We start from the raw sequence: 19,701 nt of genomic DNA, 5'->3' as shown, positions 1-19,701 counted from the left end.
AAGGTTTGTGTTTTACTTGACCAGAAACTGCACCCGTCGGTTACGGCGTCGATTTTGGTCGGTATCGTTGGGAGCAATAGGCTTGGTTCCGCCTTCACCACGATAGATAAGGCGGGATTCATCAATACCTTCATTGCCAAGAAAGTTTGCGATGACTTTTGCTCGTTGCTCAGAAAGAATTTTGTTCAGGCGGGCATCGCCTACGTTGTCGGTATGGCCTACAATTTCAATGTTAATGTCAGGATTTTTGGTCATGACAGCGGCCAAACGTAGCAATTGACCGTAGGCTTCGGTACGAAGAATATAGCTGCTTTGGTCAAAATAAATGTTGTCTTCAATACTCACGGATTGACCCGCTTTAATGTTGTCAAAAATCTTTTCATTGATGGCCCGATTTATGGGTGCGGCAGTGGTTTTAATGAGGGGAACAAGCGAGATATTGGTCAAAAATTCACCCCGGTTGGCCCATTCTGCTGCTGCCATCTTCATGGTTATTTTTTCGTAGCCTTTAGCTTCAATCTCAATAAGATAAGTTTGGTCCGTTTTCAGTCTGGTTTCTTTGAGTTGTCCCGCTGGTTTGGTCGTAATCACCTTTTGCGTGGTTTCATTGATAATTTTTAATCGTGCGTTGGGTACAGGTTTTTGACTTTGGCCGTCCAAGATGGCAAAACGAAAGGTTTCTAAAGGGGCGTTGGTAGCGGGTTGTTTGGAGGTTGGCACAAGTTTAGCCTCATAATTAAACACTTGCCCAACGCCAATCTCTTCGGCATCTATTTCTCCTTTTAAAGAGGCAAAACCTGGCGCGATGGTTTCGATTTGGTAAATATCTGGTTCTACAATTTTATGTTTGACGGGCAATGCACTCTTTCGCTGGGTTACTTGTCCAGTCAGGGAGGCGGTAATTTTAAAAGTAGCCGCAACTCGTTGGCCAGTAGCCGCATTTATGGCCGATAGGTTTAGGAAAATATCGCCGATCTTCGACAACCGTATGGTTAATGTCGTTGTTTCACTGATCTTTTCTACGGCTTTTTCCAGTTCTTTTCGATATGGCATGTAGCCCTTTGCTTCGGCTTCTATCCAGTAACGCCCGTTAGGGTTAAGTGAAATGGGGATTTGTCCGTTAAAGGAATTTTTTTGGTTCATTAATTCACGGTTATCGCTCTCACTTACTACCCGGAGCGTGGCTGGAATGGTTTTGCCTGTTTGCTCTTCCAAGACTTTGATTCTTAAAACAATGTCCCCCTTGAATAATTTAATGATTTGTACGGGTTGTTTTTCTGGTAAAGGTGCAGAAACGGAGAGTTTAGACGCGTGATTTCGATAACCATTTGCGCTCACGGTGAGGGTATATGGGCGGGGTTGGAGGGATACGCGGGCTGAAAACGTAGCATTCGGCTCGCGGGTTGTGCCCGAATAGCTTTCTTTTAGGTCGTTGGAGAGCATAAACTCCGCCGCGATTGGCTTGCCTGTGAGGGCATCGACAGCCTGAAACGTGAGTTCTTGTTTGGGAGGAGCAGAAACGACGGTAGCGGGAGCAGTTTGGATAGGTTGGGGTGGTTCTTGTTGTTTTTGAGGTATGGGTGCTGCATTTTTTGGGGGCACGAGCGGTTCCAATTCTATGGTCAGGAGGGTTCTATCGTTGGTGGTGCTTTTGGTAAATGTATGGGTTTGGCGGTAGGTCTTGTATTCCTGAAAAGCCACCACTATCAGGTAGTTAATGTCGGGTTTTACGCTTATAATGTAGCGGTCATAATTCATTTGTCCCGCAAGCTCCGTGGGGCTGTTTGGGGCCAAAACCGAGATGATTGGGATAAGAATACGCTTAGTGTATTTATCTTTCACTTCAATGCCTACTTCAAATTCATTTTGGGCAAAGCCTGAAGTAAAACCGATAAAACTGAGCAGTAAAAAGCAAAAGAATCGCTTCATGGGTGCAATAATGGTTAAATGACAAATTTAACGACTTTCCCCTAAAAAGAAAGAATCAGTACCTTAACGGTTCTGCCTAGGCGGAATCCCGTTAAAATACTGATTCGAAGTAAGTCGTTAAGACTTAGTTTACAGACTTATCTTCTTCTTTTGCCTTCTTTATTACCTTTTTGATGACCAACGTACCGTTTTTGAGGCGCTTGGAAACTTCGATAAAAGGCCCTGAAATGATTTCTTCGCCTTCTTTGAGGCCCGATAAGATTTCGATATTTTCAAAATCACTAATGCCCGTGGTCACTTCTCTGGTCACAGCTTTGCCTTTGTCATTCACAAAAACAAGTTCTTTGAGTTTTTCCTCTTTTTTGTTCTTTTGCTCAGGCTCGGCGGGGGCAGGAGGTGCATCGGGGCCTTCTTTTTTGACTTCGTCTTCTTTGCCTCGGGTTGTTACAGCCGCAATCGGAACCGAAAGCACACCCGCTTTACGGTCGGTGATGATTTCAACGGCGGCCGTCATGCCCGGTTTGAAAGGGTATGATTTTTTGGAGCGGTTCACCATCAAATCTCGGTACGATGAGTTCAGGATTTTGATTTTTACTTCAAACTCGGTGACGGCGTCGGTTGAGCCTGAGCTAGCCGAAGTCGTAGCCATTCCATTGGCGGTATTGGCAATTTCGGTGACTATGCCCATAAATTTGCGCTCGGCATAAGAGTCTACTTCAATGTCGACGGTGTCGCCGAGGTGAACCCGCACAATGTCGTTTTCGTTTACATCTACCCGTACTTCCATGTTGTTGAGGTTGGCAATACGCATCATTTCCGTACCCGCCATCTGCGACGTACCTACCACACGGTCTCCAAGTTCGACGTTTAGTTTAGAAATTGTTCCGCTTTGCGGGGCATAAATGGTTGTTTTGCGAAGGTTTTCGGCCGCATCGCGCAGGGCGGCTTCGGAGCTTTGAACGTTGAACTTAGAGGCTGAAATAGCGGCTTTGGCCGCTTCTACGTTTTGCAACGCCACCCCATAGTCAGCCTCACTTCTTTCAAGGTCGGCGTCCGAAACAATTTTATCGGCTTGTAATTTTTTATTACGCTCGTAATCGGCTTTTGCGCGAATCAACTGCGCGTTGGATTGGGCCAGTGAAGCTTTGGAACGTTCTACTTCCGCTTTGCTAGAATTGACCGCCGCCTGCGCACGGGCCAACAACGCATCGTAGTTGTCGGGGCGGATTTTGGCGAGCAATTGCCCTTTTACCACCGAGTCGCCTTCTTCTACGTAGAGACCGATGATTTCACCGGGTACGTCGGGGCTGATTTTTACTTCTACTTCTGGCTGCACCCGACCCGAAGCGCTCACGCGTTCAATAATGTCTATCTTTTTTACTTTGGCAAATTCTACTTCGGTCGGCTTGACTTTTCCAATCCAACCTTGTTGCTTAGCGATTAGCAACCCCGCCCCCAATGCTACCACAACGCCTCCGAGTATCCACCATAAACGAGAAGAAGATTTCTTAGCCATGTTTAATTTTATTGTAAAGTGTAATTTAGTGTATGAGTGAGGAAAAGCATTTTTTTCATTTCTGCTTTTCCTCGTTTTAATGTTAATGAGGAAGGAACCCTGTTGTTATTCTAAAGAGATAGGTTTGCTTTGGTAGAAATCCAGAATTTTGGTTCTGAAGAGATACTCGTATTTGGCTTGAATCAAACTGGCACGTGAACGGTCCAAATTGTTTTTGGCGATGTTGTATTCCGTGGCGTTGATAGCGCCCGCGTTAAAACGTAACTCGGCGGCTTTAAACGACAATTCAAGCGACTCGATTTGTCGGGAAGTGGCCTCGTAGCGTTTGGCGGCGTTGACCATGCTATAATATGCCTGCTCCACCGTTTGACGAATTTGATTCTGGACGATTTGCGCTTGGTATTCCAAGTTTTTTTGCTGAATCATGGCGTTTGCAATGCGGTATTTTACCTGATAACCGTTGAAAATAGGCATCCTTAATGAAAGCGAAAGGGAGGCGTTGCGGTTAAAATTCAGCTGGTCAAAGTACCCGAAATCCTGAATCGCTCCGCTCGGAACGGTCACTTTTTCAATGACGGGAACGGTAAAACCGCCATAAGATACATAGCGCGTAGTAGAAGGAACATCCACAACTCTGGAAGCGCCACCGTCGCCGACAAAACGTTGTTTGGGTGCCGCGCTGGAAAACGAAGAACTAAGCCCGCCGCCCAAGGTGATGGAGGGAAGTTTGGCACCTTTGGCAATTTCAATGCCTGTTTTGGCACTTTCGATGCGCAAGTTGGCCGCGTCCAAATCGGGTAAATACTTGATGGCCGCGTTGTAGACTTGTTCTAGGGTAGCATCGTATGGTGTTGTTGTAGAGGGTGCGGGCAATGCGATTGGGGCAATATCAAATACTTCGCTTGCGGGCAGGTTGAGGAATTGTTTCAACGTCAATTTCGACAATTCGATATTGTTTTGCGCATTGACGATCGACAGTTCGTCGTTGGCTAACTGCGATTGAATATCATACAGGTTGATTTGCGACAAAGACCCCGCCTTGACCAATCTATCCGTGCGGTCTAATTGCAGACGGGTAGTTTCAGCCTGACGACGGGCAAATTCGAGTTGTTCTTGGTTGTTTAAGACAGAAATATAGCTTGAAGCAACATTTAAAATCAGGGTGTTGCGGTTCGACTCGACGTCTTTCTGCGTGGCAAGAACGTTGGTTTGGTTTTGTTTAATGATGTTTTTTTGCTGATAACCATTAAACAAATTGACGCCAGTATTGACCGAAAAGTTGGAGAAATTAACTGTTTGCTCCACAAACTGGTTGGTAAACGGGTCAATGTTACGTCCTGATTGTAAACCTTGGCTTCCGCTGAAGTTGAGGGTAGGATAACGCTGCCATTTTGACTGTTCAAAAACGTTCTGATTCGTTTGAACTTGCAGCATTAATTGCCGCAATTGCAGGTTGTTTTCCAACGCAATCGTAATGCACTGTTGGAGGGTATATTTTTGTTGAGCTTGGACGTGGACTAATACGCTAACACCCAGCGCAAAGGCGAGTAACCATTTTTTCATCGCTGTTTCGGATTTTCGAGGTCAAGGTTACAAAACTAAATTTGCTCCCTCTACTAAATTTGGATAAACGGTGATATAAGTATATCAACGCTTTAAATTCAAAGATTTTGAAAATCAGTTTTATTTTATCACTTTTTGAAAATCAATTTCACCCGCATTGGCCAAGTGGAGAGTCACGCGTTCGATTTCGCCCGTCGGTCCTATTTTAAAATCAAATTTCGCTTGGTCAAAGATGCCAGTACCTTCAAATATATCGTAGTGATAATGGGTGAGCGTGAAGGGAAGTCCATGAAACGCACCTACGTAAGTGCCGTCTGTTTTGGGCTCCAGCACGAAGGTGCCGTAAGCGGGATGCTCAAAAGTTCCAGCGTAAGAATCGGGTACATGGGAGGGGGTAGTATCATTTTTGCGTTTTGAGGCATTGTCTAGTTTTGCCTTTTCCTGCTTTGCTTTTGCCTCGGCTTGGGCGATTTTGAGGCGAGGAGTCCAGTCGATGACGGGTAAACTCAGCCATTTGTCGGAGAAATAATTGCATACTGCATTGACAAAATAATAATCTACGGCCCCTGTATTGGTGAGAATAACGACGCCGATATTATCGTTAGGGAAAAAAGCCATTTGCGAACGGTACCCTTCAATCGAGCCGTTGTGGGCCAGTCGGAGGTGTCCACGGTAAGTATTGATGCTCCACCCCATCCCGTAAGAGGCATAACCCAACTCGCTAAACGTTGCCTCGGCAGGTGATACGATAATTTGCGGGGTATGGTTTTCTTTTAGATTAGCGGCCGAAATGATTTGCTTATCCCCAAACTTCCCTTTATTGAGCTGCATGATGAGCCAATTGGCCATTTCTACCGCGTTGGATTTGATGGAGCCCGCTGGGCCGATAGCATCCACGTTACTGCCAAACCCCTGTTCGGTCCATTGGCCGTTGGAGTCGCGGTACGAAAGTGCATAGTCCTCTTTCTGAAACAGTTCTGGATAGGTAAGCACCGTTTGGTTCATGCTGAGCGGCTGCAGAATTTTTTCCCGCAGAAAGTTTTCCCAACTTTTGCCAGAGAGGCGTTCAATCAAAACGCCAGCGGTCATAAACATCAAATTGTTGTATTGATACTGCGCATACAGGGGCTTCGAAAGCGGCAAGTGTTTCAGGTTTTGGTATAAACTTTGGCGTCCCAGATTGGCATAGAGCCACGTGAGGTCGTGGCGGGCGAGGCCAGTGCGATGAGAGACCAAATCTCGGGCCGCAATGGTTCTCGTGGCAAATTCGTCTTGCAATTGAAAGTCAGGAAGGTACTCTTTGATGGGTTTATTCCAATCCAGTTTTCCCTCATCGGCCAGAATCGCCAACGCCGCCGAGGTAAAAGATTTGGTACAGGAGGCAATCGGGAAAAGGGTTTTTTCTGTAACAGGCAAGTTTTTCTTGATGTCTTTGAACCCATAGCCTTTGGCGTACAGAAGTTTACCGTCTTTCACAATGGCCACCGACGCCCCTGGTACGCGCCATTCCACAAGCATTTGGTTGACAAAGGCATCAAAACCAGTCAGTGGGTCGGTGGGTGGGGGAGGGGTGTTTTTCTTTTGGGCAAAAGTGACAAACGTGAGTAAAAAAAGGAGCACAAAGGAGTAACGTGGATTCATACTGGGTCGATGTTTTTACAAATATTGATAAAACTTAAAGGAAGTGATACTGCTAGGGCGCAGTATTTTTGCTTTAAGTAGACGAATCAACAAAAAAACATTTCCCAAGGCTAGGCAAGGGGTAAATTGGATGGTTTGGGTCGTTTTGAACGCACCAATCGGTAGAATCGAATGGTCAGAAAAACCGCCGAAAACGTAAGTCCCGCCGAGAGGGCAATCCAAATGCCTTCGACATCCATTTGGAAGGTAAAAGCCAACACATAACTCAAGGGGAGGGAAATCCCCCAATAGGCTATCAGTGTGATTATGGTAGGTACATTGACATCTGATACGCCACGCAACGTGCCTAGACCCGTTGCCTGAATGCCGTCGGAGAGTTGAAAAAAGCCCGCGTATATCATGAGCGTTGCCGCAATTTGCGTTACTTCTGGATTGTCTTTCAGGTAAAGTGACACCAGAAAATCACTCGCCGTCAGGAATGTAATGCACCATACACCCATAAATGCTGCAACCAGCATAAAAGCGGCCGTACCTGCTCTGCGCACGTTTTTTGGCTGTTGCTCACCAAAAGCGCGCCCCACGCGGATGGCTCCCGCTGAGGCAATGCCCGTGGCCATCATGTAGGTAGTAGAAGCTAAATTGATGGCGATTTGGTGGGCCGCCAACTGACTTTCACCCAGCCAACCAATCATCACTACTGCCAATGAAAAAGCGGCTACCTCAAAGAAAAATTGGAACCCAACGGAGACGGATAACCGTAAGATTTTGACGATTAGTTCTGTACTTACGCGCCGGGCGGCCACAAGATACCGTGAAAAATGCTTGGTTTTATAGATATAGACCAGAATAGCCACCGCCATGTAGATGCGCGATAGCAGCGTACCTGCGGCGGCTCCGTTGAGGCCCATTTTGGGAAAAATCCAGATGCCATTAATCAGCACCCAGTTGACCAATGCATTGAAACACAAGGCCGAAACGGTTACAATCATGGCCACCCGAGTATAGGAAAGCCCGTCGGCTAACTGTCGGGCCGCCACAAAAATCAATAAGGGCAAGGTAGAAATGCTTAAATAGTACATGAATGGCTCGGCCAAGCGGGCTACTTCGGGGGTTTGGCCTAAAGCGTCCATATTCATTCCAATGGCCGCTCCTACGAGTCCTAAGACAATACTCATCAAAATGGCCACGTAAAGCCCCGCCCGAAACAAACGCCCGATTTCGGCCGAATCATTTTGTCCCTTGGCTTGAGAAATCAGCACCGCAATGACGCCTAAGCCACCAAAACCAATGCTCGTAACCAGAAATGACAGCGAAGTAGCCAAGCCAGCTGCGCCCAACGGCACCGCACCCAGAAACCGCCCCACCATCAGATTGTCGGTAACGCCCATGAGAATAACGCCGAGTTGGGCAATGATGATGGGAATACTTAACTTAATTGTTTCAAGAATTTCGCGCTGCATGACTGATTTGGAATAATTCGAATTGTACTTAGGTATTTACTTTTCAACCCAAGATTTTAAAAAATAGTTTGGCCGTCAGTGGGTATGTTGCAGAGTAGAAAAAATGAAATGGCCCTAAAGACAGCAATTCAAAGAAGAACATTTTAGCTTTAGAGGCCAATTCATAGGAGGGGGAACAACAAAAAAACGGATGGTTTTGGGCCACCCGTTTTCTTTATGTTTAATCAACGACTAATGAAAGAAATCTTTCATTTTCTCAAAGAATCCTTTCTCATTTTTTCCCGGTTTGGGTTGAAAGTTGGGAGAAGATTTTAGTTTTTCGAGAATACTGCGTTCTTCGGCGCTGAGTTGCTTAGGTGTCCAGATATTGACGTGAATCAATTGGTCGCCGCGACCGTAGCCGTTGAGTTCTTTGATGCCTTTTCCTTTGAGGCGTAGGATTTTTCCACCCTGTACTCCCGCTTCAATCGGTACGCGGGCTTTTCCGTCGAGGGTAGGCACTTCGGCCGTGGTGCCTAAGGCGGCATCTACGAAGTTGAGGTGCAGGTCATAGACGAGGTTATTGCCGTCACGTTTTAGTTGTTCGTCTTCTTCCTCTTCTACCACGATGAGCAAATCGCCAGCAACGCCGCCCCGGGGTGGTACGTTTCCTTTGCCGCTCATCGAAAGCTGCATTCCGTCGGCTACGCCGCCAGGGATTTTGATGCTGATTACGTCCTCTTCCAATACGCGGCCTTCGCCAGCGCAGATTTCGCAACGGTCGGTTACGATTTTACCTTCGCCGTTGCAGGTAGGGCAGGTGCTGGTCGAAACCATTTGTCCGAGCATCGTGCTTACCACTTTCCGCACCTGACCGTTGCCGTTACAGGTGGTACAGGTTTTGAGGGATGCTCCGTTTTTTGAGCCGTTACCGCCGCAAGTGTTACAGCCAACGTAGCGTTTTACTTTGATTTTCTTTTCAGCTCCTTCGGCTACTTCGCGCAAATCGAGTTTTAACTTGATACGCAGGTCGGTACCGCGCCGTACGCGGCGTCCGCCGCCCCCGCCACCATTGCCGAAAATATCACCGAATGGGGATGCATCACCGAAAATGTCGCCGAATTGTGAAAATATGTCATTGATATCAAAGCCCTGACCGCCGCCAAAACCGCCATTGCCCCCCATTCCGGCATGGCCAAACTGGTCGTAGCGTTTGCGTTTTTCGGCATCACTCAAGACTCCGTATGCCTCGGCTGCTTCTTTAAACTTCTCTTCGGCAGAAGGGTCGTCGGGGTTTTTGTCGGGGTGATACTTGATCGCCAGCTTACGGTAGGCTTTCTTTATTTCATCATCTGCCGCCGTTTTGCCAACGCCAAGAATTTCGTAATAATCTCTTTTTTGTGCCATTGCTTGAAAACTGTTAATCGCTATCCGCCGTTGACTGTTATTCGTGTATCAGCATTTACTTCTAACGATTAACAATTTAACGGTTATTTATTTTAACTTCCTACGACCACTTTAGCGTATCTAATTACTTTTTCATTTAGAAAATATCCCTTCTCAACTTCATCAATCACTTTGCCTTTCAAGTCGTCGCTTGGGGCGGGGAACTGCGTGATGGATTCGTGCAAATCAGCGTCGAATGTCTCTCCTTTAGAAACCATTGGTTTAAGGCCTCGGTTTTCCAGTGTCTTCGAGAACTTTGCATAAATTAACCCAACTCCTTCTTTTAATGGCACAATGTCGGTTGTTGTTTCAAAAGAAGACATGGCACGTTCAAAGTCGTCGACGACGGGCAACACCGCCTTCATCAATTCTTCGTTGGCGGTTGAAATCAATTCCAATTTTTCTTTAGCGGTGCGGCGACGGAAGTTCTCAAAATCAGCATATAGGCGCAGGTATTTGTCTTTCAGTTCCGTAATTTCAGCCTGTAATTTTTCGGTTTCCGTGGTTTCGGTTTCCTGAGCGATTTCTACGGGAGTTTCTGTGCCCTCTACGGGTGCTGTCGTTTCGTCCGTAGTTATGTCATTTCCGTTGTCTGTTGTCATAATAAATAGGTGTACGCTACTGTTCAATATTTTTTACAAATGTCGGCAATTTCTTTGCCACTACCTTAAAAGCTGACAGATTGGCAGGATAAATCATGTCTTAATAAATGAACGCCTGACTTTGTTAGCGTTTATTTATTGAAAAAAATAATATCCCTATCAAGTTTTTTTCATTGGAGGAATCCTTCCCAAGAGATCAAGTTTCGTAGATTCTCTATTTTGATTGGTATGTTTTAGTGTGCACTTAAGGAGGTTTTTGTATCGTCATGTGTTTATAGTCAGCAAGTTAGGTGTATGGGGTTAGGTGACCTTCAAAAAGGTTTTTCGTCTGATTATAAAAGCCTACAAGGATGAAACAAACGTTACTCATTAAAAAAGAACACGCCTCATCACCCAGAAGAAGCTATACATCTCCGAGGCTTTGTACGATAGGTCAGGTAAAAAAAATGACTGCTAAAATAGGGAGTCAATTTGATGCGCTAACAGGCACAAGTGCACTCACTCCTTAGTGTATTATTAACCTTTTTATTCCCGATTTTATGAAGAAAATCTACCTTAGTCTATTCTTGGTACTTACTTGGTTGAAGGGTTTTTCAGCGGGCGAAATCGCCTTTGTGGCCTTCCAATCAGATGACCCAGATTCTTTTTCGTGGGTGGCGTTGGTGCCTATTCCCGCAGGAACAACAATTTTTTTTACCGACAATGGCTGGAACGGTACGGCTTTTCGGACCAGTGAAGGCGTTTTGACTTGGACTGCGCCCGCAGGTGGCGTTCCTGCGGGGACTGTGGTGACAATCACTGGAACATCAACTGCCTCCACGGGAACTGTGGTAGCTTCTTTGGGGTCGTTTTCATTAGCTGCCGCAGGCGACCAAATATTTGCTTTCAAAGGAACGTTAGCTTCTCCTACCTTTATCGCTGCTATAAATTTCGGAAGTACGGGGTGGGTCGACGATAATATGCCCGCTAGTACAAATACAACTGCTTTACCTGCAGCATTAACGAATGGTTCCAACGCAGTTGCGGTAGGTAATCAGGACAATGGACGCTTTAATTGTAGTGACGGAAGTGAAATGGGGAACATCGCCACTATCGGGGCAAATATTAACACGACTACCAATTGGACTACAAGTGCGACTCCCTTAAGCCCAGCGGTAAGTGCCTGTACTTACACAAGTTCTAGCCTTCCAGTGCGCCTTATATCTTTCAAATCAGAGGCACATTCTGCTGCCATTGAACTCACTTGGCAAACGGGAGAGGAGATAGATAATAGTCATTTTGAAATTGAACGAAGCAGTAATGCCCAAAACTTTGAAGCGATTGGACGCGTGATTGGTCAAGGCAATAGCACCGCAAAGCTGGTGTATTCTTACGTGGATGTTTCTCCGAAAACAGGGCTTAATTATTACCGTTTAAAACAAGTCGATTTAGACGGACAATTTGAATACAGTCGCATTGTTTCTGCCCGACTGACTGGTCTTGGGCTTTTTAAGGCTTATCCTAACCCCGTTGTGGGGATTTTGACGATTGAACTCCCTTCCGAGTCAACGATTGAGTCGGCTTGCTTGATAGATTTAACCGGTCGTAAAGTAAGGGAGTTTTTCGATAGTAATGTATCAGTGGAAGGTGTTGAAAACGGGATGTATACGCTTCAAGTTAAAACAAAAGATGGACGGACTTTTCAGCAACGGGTTTTGAAAATAAACTGATATTTTTTGTCTGGTTATTGCATCAACAGTTATGTCTGGTATTTGCGGAATTGTCTATTTTGATGGTAGAGTTGTGCAGGAAGAACCTCAGACAATGGCCTGCGTCATACAGCACCGAGGACGTGACGGAATTCAAATTAGAAAAAACGAAAATGTAGGCTTTGTACATTTACAACAGAATGTTGCGGCAAACGTACCAACAGATTCCTCGCCTATTGTTGATGAAAATGGGCTTTGGTGCGTGGCTGACGCTCGAATAGATAATCGCGCAGAATTATTATCTCAATTATTCCCTTCCTTACCCAGCTGTGAAGCAGAGAGGTTGAGTAATACTTCACTCCTTTTGGCGGCTTACACGCATTGGGGAGAAGAAATGCTTTTTCATCTAATAGGAGACTTTGCATTCGTGATTTGGGATTCGCCGCGTCAAAAACTCATTGCTGGACGAGACCATTGTGCGGCACGACCGTTGTATTACTGCTACAAACCTGGTGGTTTTGTTGCTTTTGCTTCGGAAATCAAGTCCTTGTTTACCCTGCCAGGGGTTTCTAAAGAATTTAATTTTGATAAAATTCACCGTTACTTGGAATGGGCCTCGTCTCTGAGACCCTACCGAGCGGAGACTTTTTATAAAGGTATTCATTCGTTGCCACCTGCCCACCTGCTGACCGTGGAGGCACACGCCTTGCAATCCCGTTTTTGCTGGGATTTGAAATTGGAGCGTTTCGCTCACCTCGGTACCGATGAAGAATTCATTGAAGCATTCAAAACAACGTTTTTAGAAGCAGTACGGTGTCGGCTTCAAACGTCATATCCTGTAAGTGCGCATTTGAGCGGTGGGCTGGATTCCTCTTCCGTTTGTGCCACCGCACATCACTTGCTCGGACAAGAACTGCACACACTCCACTTCGACATGGGGGATTCCAAACAAGCAGAGGAAAAACGATTTGCCGAACGTATACTTCAATGGGGGATTTATCAACATCAGTACATTACTCCAATGACTGATTTGATGGCTGCTGTACAGACGCTGTCCACTCTTTTTGACCGTCCCGACCATTTTACGCTTTTGCCCACCTATCATTTGGCGGCGGCAGAGGCTATAACAAAGCAAGGAAGCCGTATCCTCTTGACAGGGCATGACGGCGATAGTGTGGTGGGGTATGGAAAGGCGTATCCTATGCGGTTGCTTCAAAGCCAAAGGTGGGGAGAGTTTAAAGAATTGATGAAACAATACGCTCAAATTTCGGATTTTAGCCATCGTTTTGAACAATGGCCTGAATGGCCCTTATCAAAAAGGTACACATTTATCGTGCGGAGTTATGCTCAAAGATATTTTGTGAAAATAGCAAAAAATAATGAATGGAAACGCTTAATAAAGGAAGGATGGAAAAGTGTCAAAGCGCTGAAAATGTTGCCTTTTGGAGTGAATGTGGTGCCGTTTGGTTGGGTGGTAAATTGGATTAGAAAATATAAGAAAAAACAAAAGTTTATGGTCGAAACAGACTATGGTTTTTTGCCAGAACAGATACATTTAGTGGCCGATATTCTCCACGAAGGGATGTTGGAAAGTACGGAAGAGTTTGAACAGATTGCCGCGCATTATGGTTACGAAGCGGCGCATCCTTTTTATGATAAACGGCTCATTGAATTGTGTTTGGTTATCCCCGACCGCCTGAAATTTGACTGTGGCTATGGACGAGGACCACTTAGGGCTATGATGAAAGAAGTATTGCCCGAAGAGGTTCGATTACGAACCAGCAAAGCCCTGATGAATCAGCCTGTTAAAACGCAGATTAGTCAGCATCAGCGCGAAATCACTGGTCTGTTTGGACAGGCGCGACCACTGCTACCATTGTTTTTTACCGAAGCGCAGTCCCTTATATTGGATGGCTATTTTAAACAAGCCTTGAAAGAAATGCCTAAGAAATCTTCAGACAGTGTACACCTTTACATGCGGGAAATTCATTTGGCTCAGTGGCTGCTGAATCAAAATCGGTCTTAGAAACTGCCACGGTCGTAGAACGAGCGGCGACGAGAGAGTTTTAAGTCACGTAGCAGTGCCGATTTGGCCCGGATTTCAAACGAATAGTTGTTGGCCCTAATGCCCGAACCCGCAAATGGTGTCCAGTTAAACGACATTTCCCAGCAGTGGAGGTCGCGGGTGATGCCGATATTGGTGATGGAAGGGGCTTTGGCAACGACATCGACGCCCGTATCAAACACAAATTTCCAGTTGGGCGTAAGGCTGAAATCACCGTTGACGCGCAAAGCCTGAATGGTGGTTCCTTTAGACAGCCCTTGGCGTGAGTACCCAAAGTTATAACTTAAATTGAGCGTCCAAGGAATGTTGAAGTCTACGTAGGCGTCTGGGTTGGCATTGATGAGGCGCTGTTGCTCTTCGGTATTGGGAGTGTTGGCTTTTTTTGGCTTATCGGAGCCTTTGGGTGCAAAACGAGTACTTAGGGCTACATTGACGTTGTTGAGCCGGGCCAATCCTTGTTTTTCGGTAAACGACCAGCGGTTGATTTTTCTCCCTACGGCACCGTATAGTTCGTCTTTGACGTAGGCATACGGGTCAAAATTGGCCGAAAAGTTAAAGTTCAAATTCTTAAAAAGTTGGGCATTGGCGTTGAGGCTAATGTCCGACATTTTCAACGAATCGGCCAATAGGTTATACGAGCCGTTTAGGCTGAGGTTGTCCAGAATGGATTTTTTTTCAAATTGCTTGCCCGTTGAATCTGATTTGGGACGCATTTTGGCTTCAAATAAGTTATTCAAACTCCACGAAATACCCGCCGCCGAAGTGCCCGAAGTGGTGAGGTTACCCCCAATGGTGCGATAGCGATTGAGGTACCTTACGTCGCCGCGTTGGTTGACGACGGTTTTCTCAAAAAGATTGGATTGGTCGGGTACATAGCTGAAACTGGCCGAAGGAATCAGAGTGTGTCGAATGGCTTCCAACCGTTTGCCGTGAAAAAAGAAAGTACCGTACACCCGGGTGTTCATGCTGGCGCTAAACGAGACGTTGTTGGCAAAATAAAAGCCCTGAAGGGTATCGACCTTCACTTTGTTGTTGCCCATGTACTCGTATTTGAACTTCTTGGTAAAGGTTTCTCCCGACAGTGAAATGCCAGGCGTAATGTTGATGTAGCGGAATAACTTGATATTGGGTAACGAAATCGGGACCGAGAAGCGCCCAGTAAGTTGGCCGTTTTTAATAAACTCTGGTAAACTCTGGGAGTTTAAGGCGTAGGTAGTAGGCGCTCCCGACTCGGGGGTACCGACCGCCGGTGGGTTAAAGAGCGAAAATCCCAGCCGGGCCGTAGAAGTATCAGCGTAAACCTTGGTATTGTTGGCACTGATACCGCCGCTAAAATCCATTCCCAATCGGAAGCTTTCGTACCAAGCGCCTGTTCCGCCTTTTAGCGCAAAAGGAGCAATTTGGTTAACTCCAAAGTTGAAGTCTATCCCTGCATCTAGCGCGCCGGGGTCGGTATTGGTCACGCGCCCCAACGAATCTCGGGTTTCTTTGGAACGGTCGGGGAATCGCTGATTGACGCGAATGCTGCTTCCCATCCGGGCAAATTGCCCAAATTGCTTGTTGTACTGGACCGACGAACTCGCCACGTTTTGGATGTACCGCGTGGTGCTAAATTCATTGAATTGGTTAAAGCTGTTGCTTCCGATGTTGACCGAAGCACCAAAACTTGAGGTTCCTCGCGGCACGGGTGCATGACTCCACGTAAGGCTGAAATCATTGCGTGGTCTGTTCAGGGCTTTTACCTCATTTCCTTGCAAATTGCGGTTGAAGCGAGCGTTGAAACTTCCGCTGTAACGGTATTTTTGGGCATAAGTTGAGGCAACTCCTAACCCCCAACTTCCTTTAGAGTAAATTTGCCCCGTAAAATTCATGTTGATTTTTTCGCTGATGGCCCAGTAATAGCCGCCATCGCGCAGATAATATCCCCGGCCGTTGGGTTCTTCGCCGTATTGAGGCATGATGATGCCCGAAGTACCAATTTCTTTTTTCTTCGGAACGGGGAAAAATCCAAATGGCAAGCCCACGGGCAAAGGCACATCGGCAATGACCAAGTGAAATGGTCCAGAAATGACCTGTTTTTCGGGAATCACCTTGATTTTTCGGGCCGCAATGTGAAAGTGAGGCTGGGCTAAGTTGCAGGTGGTATAAATTGAGCCCCTCACGTACATATTGTTTTCTTCGTCTTTCTTGACGGTAGTACCCCGGATATTACCGTCGCCTTGTTGGGTTACAATGCCTTTGATAAACCCTTTTTTACTTTTAAAATTATACCGGAGCTCTTTGGTATCGTATTTTTCGCCGTTGTCCTGAAAAATGGGCTGCCCAATCCATTTTTTAGCGGTTGAATCGTAATTCCCCCGCGCAAATACCTCGTTGGTTTTCCAGTTGAGACGGATATAATCGGCATCCAAAATGATGGCACCGTACGTGACGTTTGCTTTTCCGTACAAATGAACTTCCTGCTGCCCTGGGTCCATCACGGTTGAGTCCTGGGCGCTGTATTTTACAGTGCTTTTTAAATCACTGTCGGTTTGGAGTGAATCGGTTTGGGTGCTGTCGGCATTGATACCCACGGCAGAAATGACCTTCGGAACCACTGGAGTGGCCCTTTTCATAGAATCCAGAAAAACGGGAGTGGATAGTCTTTTGGGGGCTAATACCTGTGAAAAAGCCTCAAAGCCAACCCCCAGAAAGGTCAGCCAGAGAAGGCTTATAGCCACACGCGCACTGATTTTACGATTGGAAGAGAACAATTTTACACATGCTTTATTTGCAAAAGTACGTCTTTACAGGTTTGAAAAGGCCGAAACATTGTTAAAAGTTATTAAACGAATTAAAATTTTATCAATGAGATGAAAACAGGCATCAGTAAAAATCGGCGGTAAACGCCTTAAAAAGAGACATCTTCTAACCGTTCTTTTGAATGAAACTTACCTATTTTCTGCCGGTGGTTGTATGTGCTGCATTTTTTGCTTTTCGCCTTCCGCAGTCTGCACCTGCTTCTGTTCCGTTACAAACGAAAGCCCGTCCCAATATCTTATGGATTACTTGCGAAGACATGAGTTTTCAATTGGGGGCTTACGGAAATAAACTGGTAAAAACGCCAAATATTGACCGTTTGGCGGTAGAAGGGGTTCGATTTACCAATGCCTTTGCCACCGCAGGGGTATGCGCTCCGAGCCGTTCGGCCATTATTACGGGCATGTATCAGCAGTCTATTGGCACCCAAAATATGCGTACGCTGGCAGCTTCAGCGGCGGCGCTTGATGCTTATCCCCCTGGTTTTAAAGGCTATTCGGCGGTTCTGCCCGAGGAAGTCAAATGTTTTCCAGAATACTTACGGGCGGCGGGGTACTATTGCACCAACAATTCTAAAGAGGATTATCAGTTTCAAGCGCCCCCCACCGTTTGGGATGAAAGCAGCAACAAAGCCCACTGGCGCAACAGAACGGATAAAAATCAGCCTTTCTTTGCCATTTTTAACCTTACCGTGACGCATGAGTCGCAAGTTTGGGCGCGGGCCAAAGAGCCTTTGTTGGTAAAACCCGAAGACGTAGTGTTGCCGCCGTATTATCCTGATGTACCAGAAGTGCGTTTGGACGTGGCGCGGCATTTGTCCAATGCCATGGTGATGGACGAGCAGGCGGGTAAAATTCTGGAGCAACTTCGAGAGGACGGGCTTGAGCAAAATACCATCGTTTTCTTTTATTCCGACCACGGTGATGGCCTGCCTTTTGTAAAACGAGAAATCTATGACCGTGGCCTGCGGGTGCCGTTTATTGTGAAAAATCCTTTTGAAAAGGGAAGAAAAGGCGTTGTCGACCAGCGATTCATCAGTTTTGTAGACTTGGCCCCTACCGTTTTGTCGTTGACTGATTTACCCATTCCTGCGCATTTGCAGGGGCAGGCGTTTCTTGGAAAACAGCAGGCCTCCAAACCTCGTCAGTATACCTTTGCCGCCCGCGACCGGATGGATTCAGAATACGACCGTGTACGAACCGTGCGCGACAGCCGCTACCGCTATGTACGAAACTATATGCCCGAAAAGCCTTACTATCAAAATATTCAGTACCGCTTGCAACAGCCTTCCATGCGGGCAATACTAGCGCTGAAAGAGCAAGGAAAGCTCAATGCTGCTCAATCTTTGTGGTTTAGGCCGACCAAACCCAAAGAAGAATTGTATGATTGCCAAAAAGACCCTTACGAATTTAATAACCTTGCAGAGCTACCTCAATACGAGTCTAAACTGAAAGAATTGAGAGAAGTGTACGAAGCGTGGATTCAGAAAGTCGGTGATACCGCCGCCGAACCCGAAATGGAGATGGTGCGCCGTTGGTGGAACGGTAAAGAGCAGGCACCTGTCACGGAAACGCCCAAAATACAGTCTGAATTTTCTAAAATTACTTTATCTTGCGCCACCAAAGGAGCCTCGATTGGCTACAAACAACGCTGGAAAGAACCAAGCTGGAAAGTATATACGCAACCCATCAATGCCTCCGCAGGTGATTCGTTGTATGTGGTGGCGCATCGCATTGGTTATCAGAAAAGCCCCGTTGTTGCTCTGAAACCGTAGTGCAACTCAATTAATAATTCACCGATAAAGAATAAATTCAAATTCAAACCCACGTTCAAAACCCAAAAATACTATGTCAAAAACCCAAGTAGCCGTTGTAGGGCTCGGCTTTATTGGCCCCGCGCACATCGAAGCACTTCGTCGCTTGCCAGATGTTGAAGTTGTAGGTATTGCTGATTTTTCGGCTGAGATTGCACAGGCGCGCGCTAAGTCGCTAGGGATTCCCAAAGCCTACGATTCATTTGATGATTTGCTGAAAGACGATTCCATTGAGTGTGTTCACATCTGTACGCCCAACTTCCTGCACTACGAGCAATCGAAAAAAGCATTGTTGGCGGGCAAAAATGTGGTGTGTGAAAAACCCTTGGCCACCAACACCGAAGAAGCCGAAGAACTGGTAGAATTGGCGGATAAACTGGGATTGGTGAATGCTGTTCACTTCAATTTGCGCTACTATCCCCTCATTCGTCAGATGAAAACCATGCGTGAAAAAGGCGAATTAGGCGAGGTGTATTCAGTTCAGGGAAGCTACCTTCAGGATTGGTTGTTTTTACCTACCGACTACAACTGGCGTTTGGAGCCGTCGCAGTCGGGTGATTCACGGGCCGTAGCCGATATTGGCTCTCACTTGTTTGACTTGATTGAATACATCACGGGCTTGCACATCACAGAAGTAATGGCGGATTTTAATACCGTACACAAAACCCGGATGAAGCCTAAAAAAGCCATTGCTACTTATTCGGGCAAGTTGTTGCAGGCCGAAGACTACGAAGAAGTACCCATCACGACCGAAGATTACGCCTCTATTTTGTACCGTTTCGAAAACGGAAACAAGGGCGTTGCAACGGTCAGTCAGGTAGCGGCTGGACGTAAAAACCGCGCCACGCTCGAAATCAGTGGCTCGAACCAAACCTTTAATTGGTGCTCAGAAGCCCCCAACGAAATGTGGATTGGTCGCCGCGATGGGTACAATCAATCCTTGATTCGTGACCCAGCCTTGGTTCACGAAGAGGTGCGTCCTTTATTGACGTTTCCTGGTGGCCACAACGAAGGGTTCCCCGATACGTCGAAGCAATTATTTAAGGAAGTTTACGCGGCCATTCGCAACGGTCGCCCCGAAAAACCGACCTATCCGACCTTTGCCGATGGGCTTCGCGAACTTAAATTGTGCGACAAAATCGTCCAAAGTAGCCGCGAGCAGCGTTGGGTTCAAGTATAGATTCTGAGGAATAGTTGAAC

The 19,701-nt window shown here is 46.4% G+C and carries 12 protein-coding genes; 4 read left to right on the top strand and 8 right to left on the bottom strand.

Going from position 1 to position 19,701, the window contains the following annotated elements; genetic code table 11:
- Window positions 1-12 precede the first annotated feature (12 nt).
- The 7 genes from DVG78_RS15985 to DVG78_RS15955 all read right to left on the bottom strand — a co-directional run bounded on the left by DVG78_RS15985 (window position 13) and on the right by DVG78_RS15955 (window position 10,136).
- Complete coding sequence (locus DVG78_RS15985) at window positions 13-1,929, bottom strand: OmpA family protein (RefSeq protein WP_114462064.1); 1,917 nt, start codon at window positions 1,927-1,929, stop codon at window positions 13-15.
- Between the two features lie 124 nt (window positions 1,930-2,053).
- Entirely contained in the window at window positions 2,054-3,445 is a 1,392-nt protein-coding gene (locus tag DVG78_RS15980; protein ID WP_114462063.1) for an efflux RND transporter periplasmic adaptor subunit, read from the bottom strand.
- A 105-nt stretch (window positions 3,446-3,550) separates the two neighbouring features.
- A complete protein-coding gene (locus tag DVG78_RS15975) occupies window positions 3,551-5,008 on the bottom strand; it encodes a TolC family protein (RefSeq protein WP_114462062.1) in 1,458 nt (485 codons plus the stop codon).
- 120 nt (window positions 5,009-5,128) lie between these two features.
- Complete coding sequence (locus tag DVG78_RS15970; RefSeq protein WP_114462061.1) at window positions 5,129-6,649, bottom strand: serine hydrolase; 1,521 nt, start codon at window positions 6,647-6,649, stop codon at window positions 5,129-5,131.
- 110 nt (window positions 6,650-6,759) lie between these two features.
- A complete protein-coding gene (locus DVG78_RS15965) occupies window positions 6,760-8,109 on the bottom strand; it encodes an MATE family efflux transporter (RefSeq protein ID WP_114462060.1) in 1,350 nt (449 codons plus the stop codon).
- A 231-nt stretch (window positions 8,110-8,340) separates the two neighbouring features.
- Window positions 8,341-9,495, bottom strand: a complete 1,155-nt coding sequence (gene dnaJ / locus DVG78_RS15960) for a molecular chaperone DnaJ (protein ID WP_114462059.1) — start codon at window positions 9,493-9,495, stop codon at window positions 8,341-8,343.
- 92 nt (window positions 9,496-9,587) lie between these two features.
- On the bottom strand, window positions 9,588-10,136 hold the full coding sequence (locus DVG78_RS15955; protein ID WP_114462058.1) for a nucleotide exchange factor GrpE: 549 nt from the start codon (window positions 10,134-10,136) through the stop codon (window positions 9,588-9,590).
- Between the two features lie 539 nt (window positions 10,137-10,675).
- On the opposite strand from DVG78_RS15955, the gene DVG78_RS15950 reads away from it, so the two are divergent.
- A complete protein-coding gene (locus DVG78_RS15950) occupies window positions 10,676-11,845 on the top strand; it encodes a T9SS type A sorting domain-containing protein (protein WP_114462057.1) in 1,170 nt (389 codons plus the stop codon).
- 31 nt (window positions 11,846-11,876) lie between these two features.
- The gene (locus tag DVG78_RS15945) at window positions 11,877-13,850 is read left to right on the top strand and encodes an asparagine synthase-related protein (RefSeq protein WP_114462056.1); all 1,974 of its coding nucleotides are present in this window, start codon (window positions 11,877-11,879) and stop codon (window positions 13,848-13,850) included.
- On the opposite strand, the gene DVG78_RS15940 is transcribed toward DVG78_RS15945, so the two are convergent.
- Window positions 13,847-16,609 (bottom strand): putative LPS assembly protein LptD, encoded by a 2,763-nt coding sequence (locus DVG78_RS15940; protein WP_229598243.1) that lies wholly within the window; start codon window positions 16,607-16,609, stop codon window positions 13,847-13,849. The two genes, DVG78_RS15945 and DVG78_RS15940, sit on opposite strands and share 4 nt — an antisense overlap.
- Before the next feature lie 203 nt (window positions 16,610-16,812).
- On the opposite strand from DVG78_RS15940, the gene DVG78_RS15935 reads away from it, so the two are divergent.
- Window positions 16,813-18,462 (top strand): sulfatase-like hydrolase/transferase, encoded by a 1,650-nt coding sequence (locus tag DVG78_RS15935; RefSeq protein WP_114462054.1) that lies wholly within the window; start codon window positions 16,813-16,815, stop codon window positions 18,460-18,462.
- A gap of 73 nt (window positions 18,463-18,535) precedes the next feature.
- A complete protein-coding gene (locus DVG78_RS15930) occupies window positions 18,536-19,681 on the top strand; it encodes a Gfo/Idh/MocA family protein (protein ID WP_114462053.1) in 1,146 nt (381 codons plus the stop codon).
- The last annotated feature ends 20 nt before the right edge of the window (window positions 19,682-19,701 follow it).

The sequence above is a fragment of the Runella aurantiaca genome, from assembly GCF_003339505.1.
Classification (GTDB): Bacteria; Bacteroidota; Bacteroidia; order Cytophagales; family Spirosomataceae; genus Runella; species Runella aurantiaca.
The sequence above is the reverse complement of the archived record's forward strand: the minus strand, read 5'-3'. Positions and strand labels throughout refer to the sequence as shown.

Coding starts and splice junctions, on each gene's coding strand:
- DVG78_RS15965 (WP_114462060.1), bottom strand. CDS start 8,109: ATGCAGCGCGAAATTCTTGAAACAATTAAGTTAAGTATTCCCATCATC.
- DVG78_RS15985 (WP_114462064.1), bottom strand. CDS start 1,929: ATGAAGCGATTCTTTTGCTTTTTACTGCTCAGTTTTATCGGTTTTACT.
- DVG78_RS15930 (WP_114462053.1), top strand. CDS start 18,536: ATGTCAAAAACCCAAGTAGCCGTTGTAGGGCTCGGCTTTATTGGCCCC.
- DVG78_RS15935 (WP_114462054.1), top strand. CDS start 16,813: ATGAAACTTACCTATTTTCTGCCGGTGGTTGTATGTGCTGCATTTTTT.
- dnaJ (WP_114462059.1), bottom strand. CDS start 9,495: ATGGCACAAAAAAGAGATTATTACGAAATTCTTGGCGTTGGCAAAACG.
- DVG78_RS15975 (WP_114462062.1), bottom strand. CDS start 5,008: ATGAAAAAATGGTTACTCGCCTTTGCGCTGGGTGTTAGCGTATTAGTC.
- DVG78_RS15945 (WP_114462056.1), top strand. CDS start 11,877: ATGTCTGGTATTTGCGGAATTGTCTATTTTGATGGTAGAGTTGTGCAG.
- DVG78_RS15950 (WP_114462057.1), top strand. CDS start 10,676: ATGAAGAAAATCTACCTTAGTCTATTCTTGGTACTTACTTGGTTGAAG.
- DVG78_RS15980 (WP_114462063.1), bottom strand. CDS start 3,445: ATGGCTAAGAAATCTTCTTCTCGTTTATGGTGGATACTCGGAGGCGTT.
- DVG78_RS15955 (WP_114462058.1), bottom strand. CDS start 10,136: ATGACAACAGACAACGGAAATGACATAACTACGGACGAAACGACAGCA.
- DVG78_RS15970 (WP_114462061.1), bottom strand. CDS start 6,649: ATGAATCCACGTTACTCCTTTGTGCTCCTTTTTTTACTCACGTTTGTC.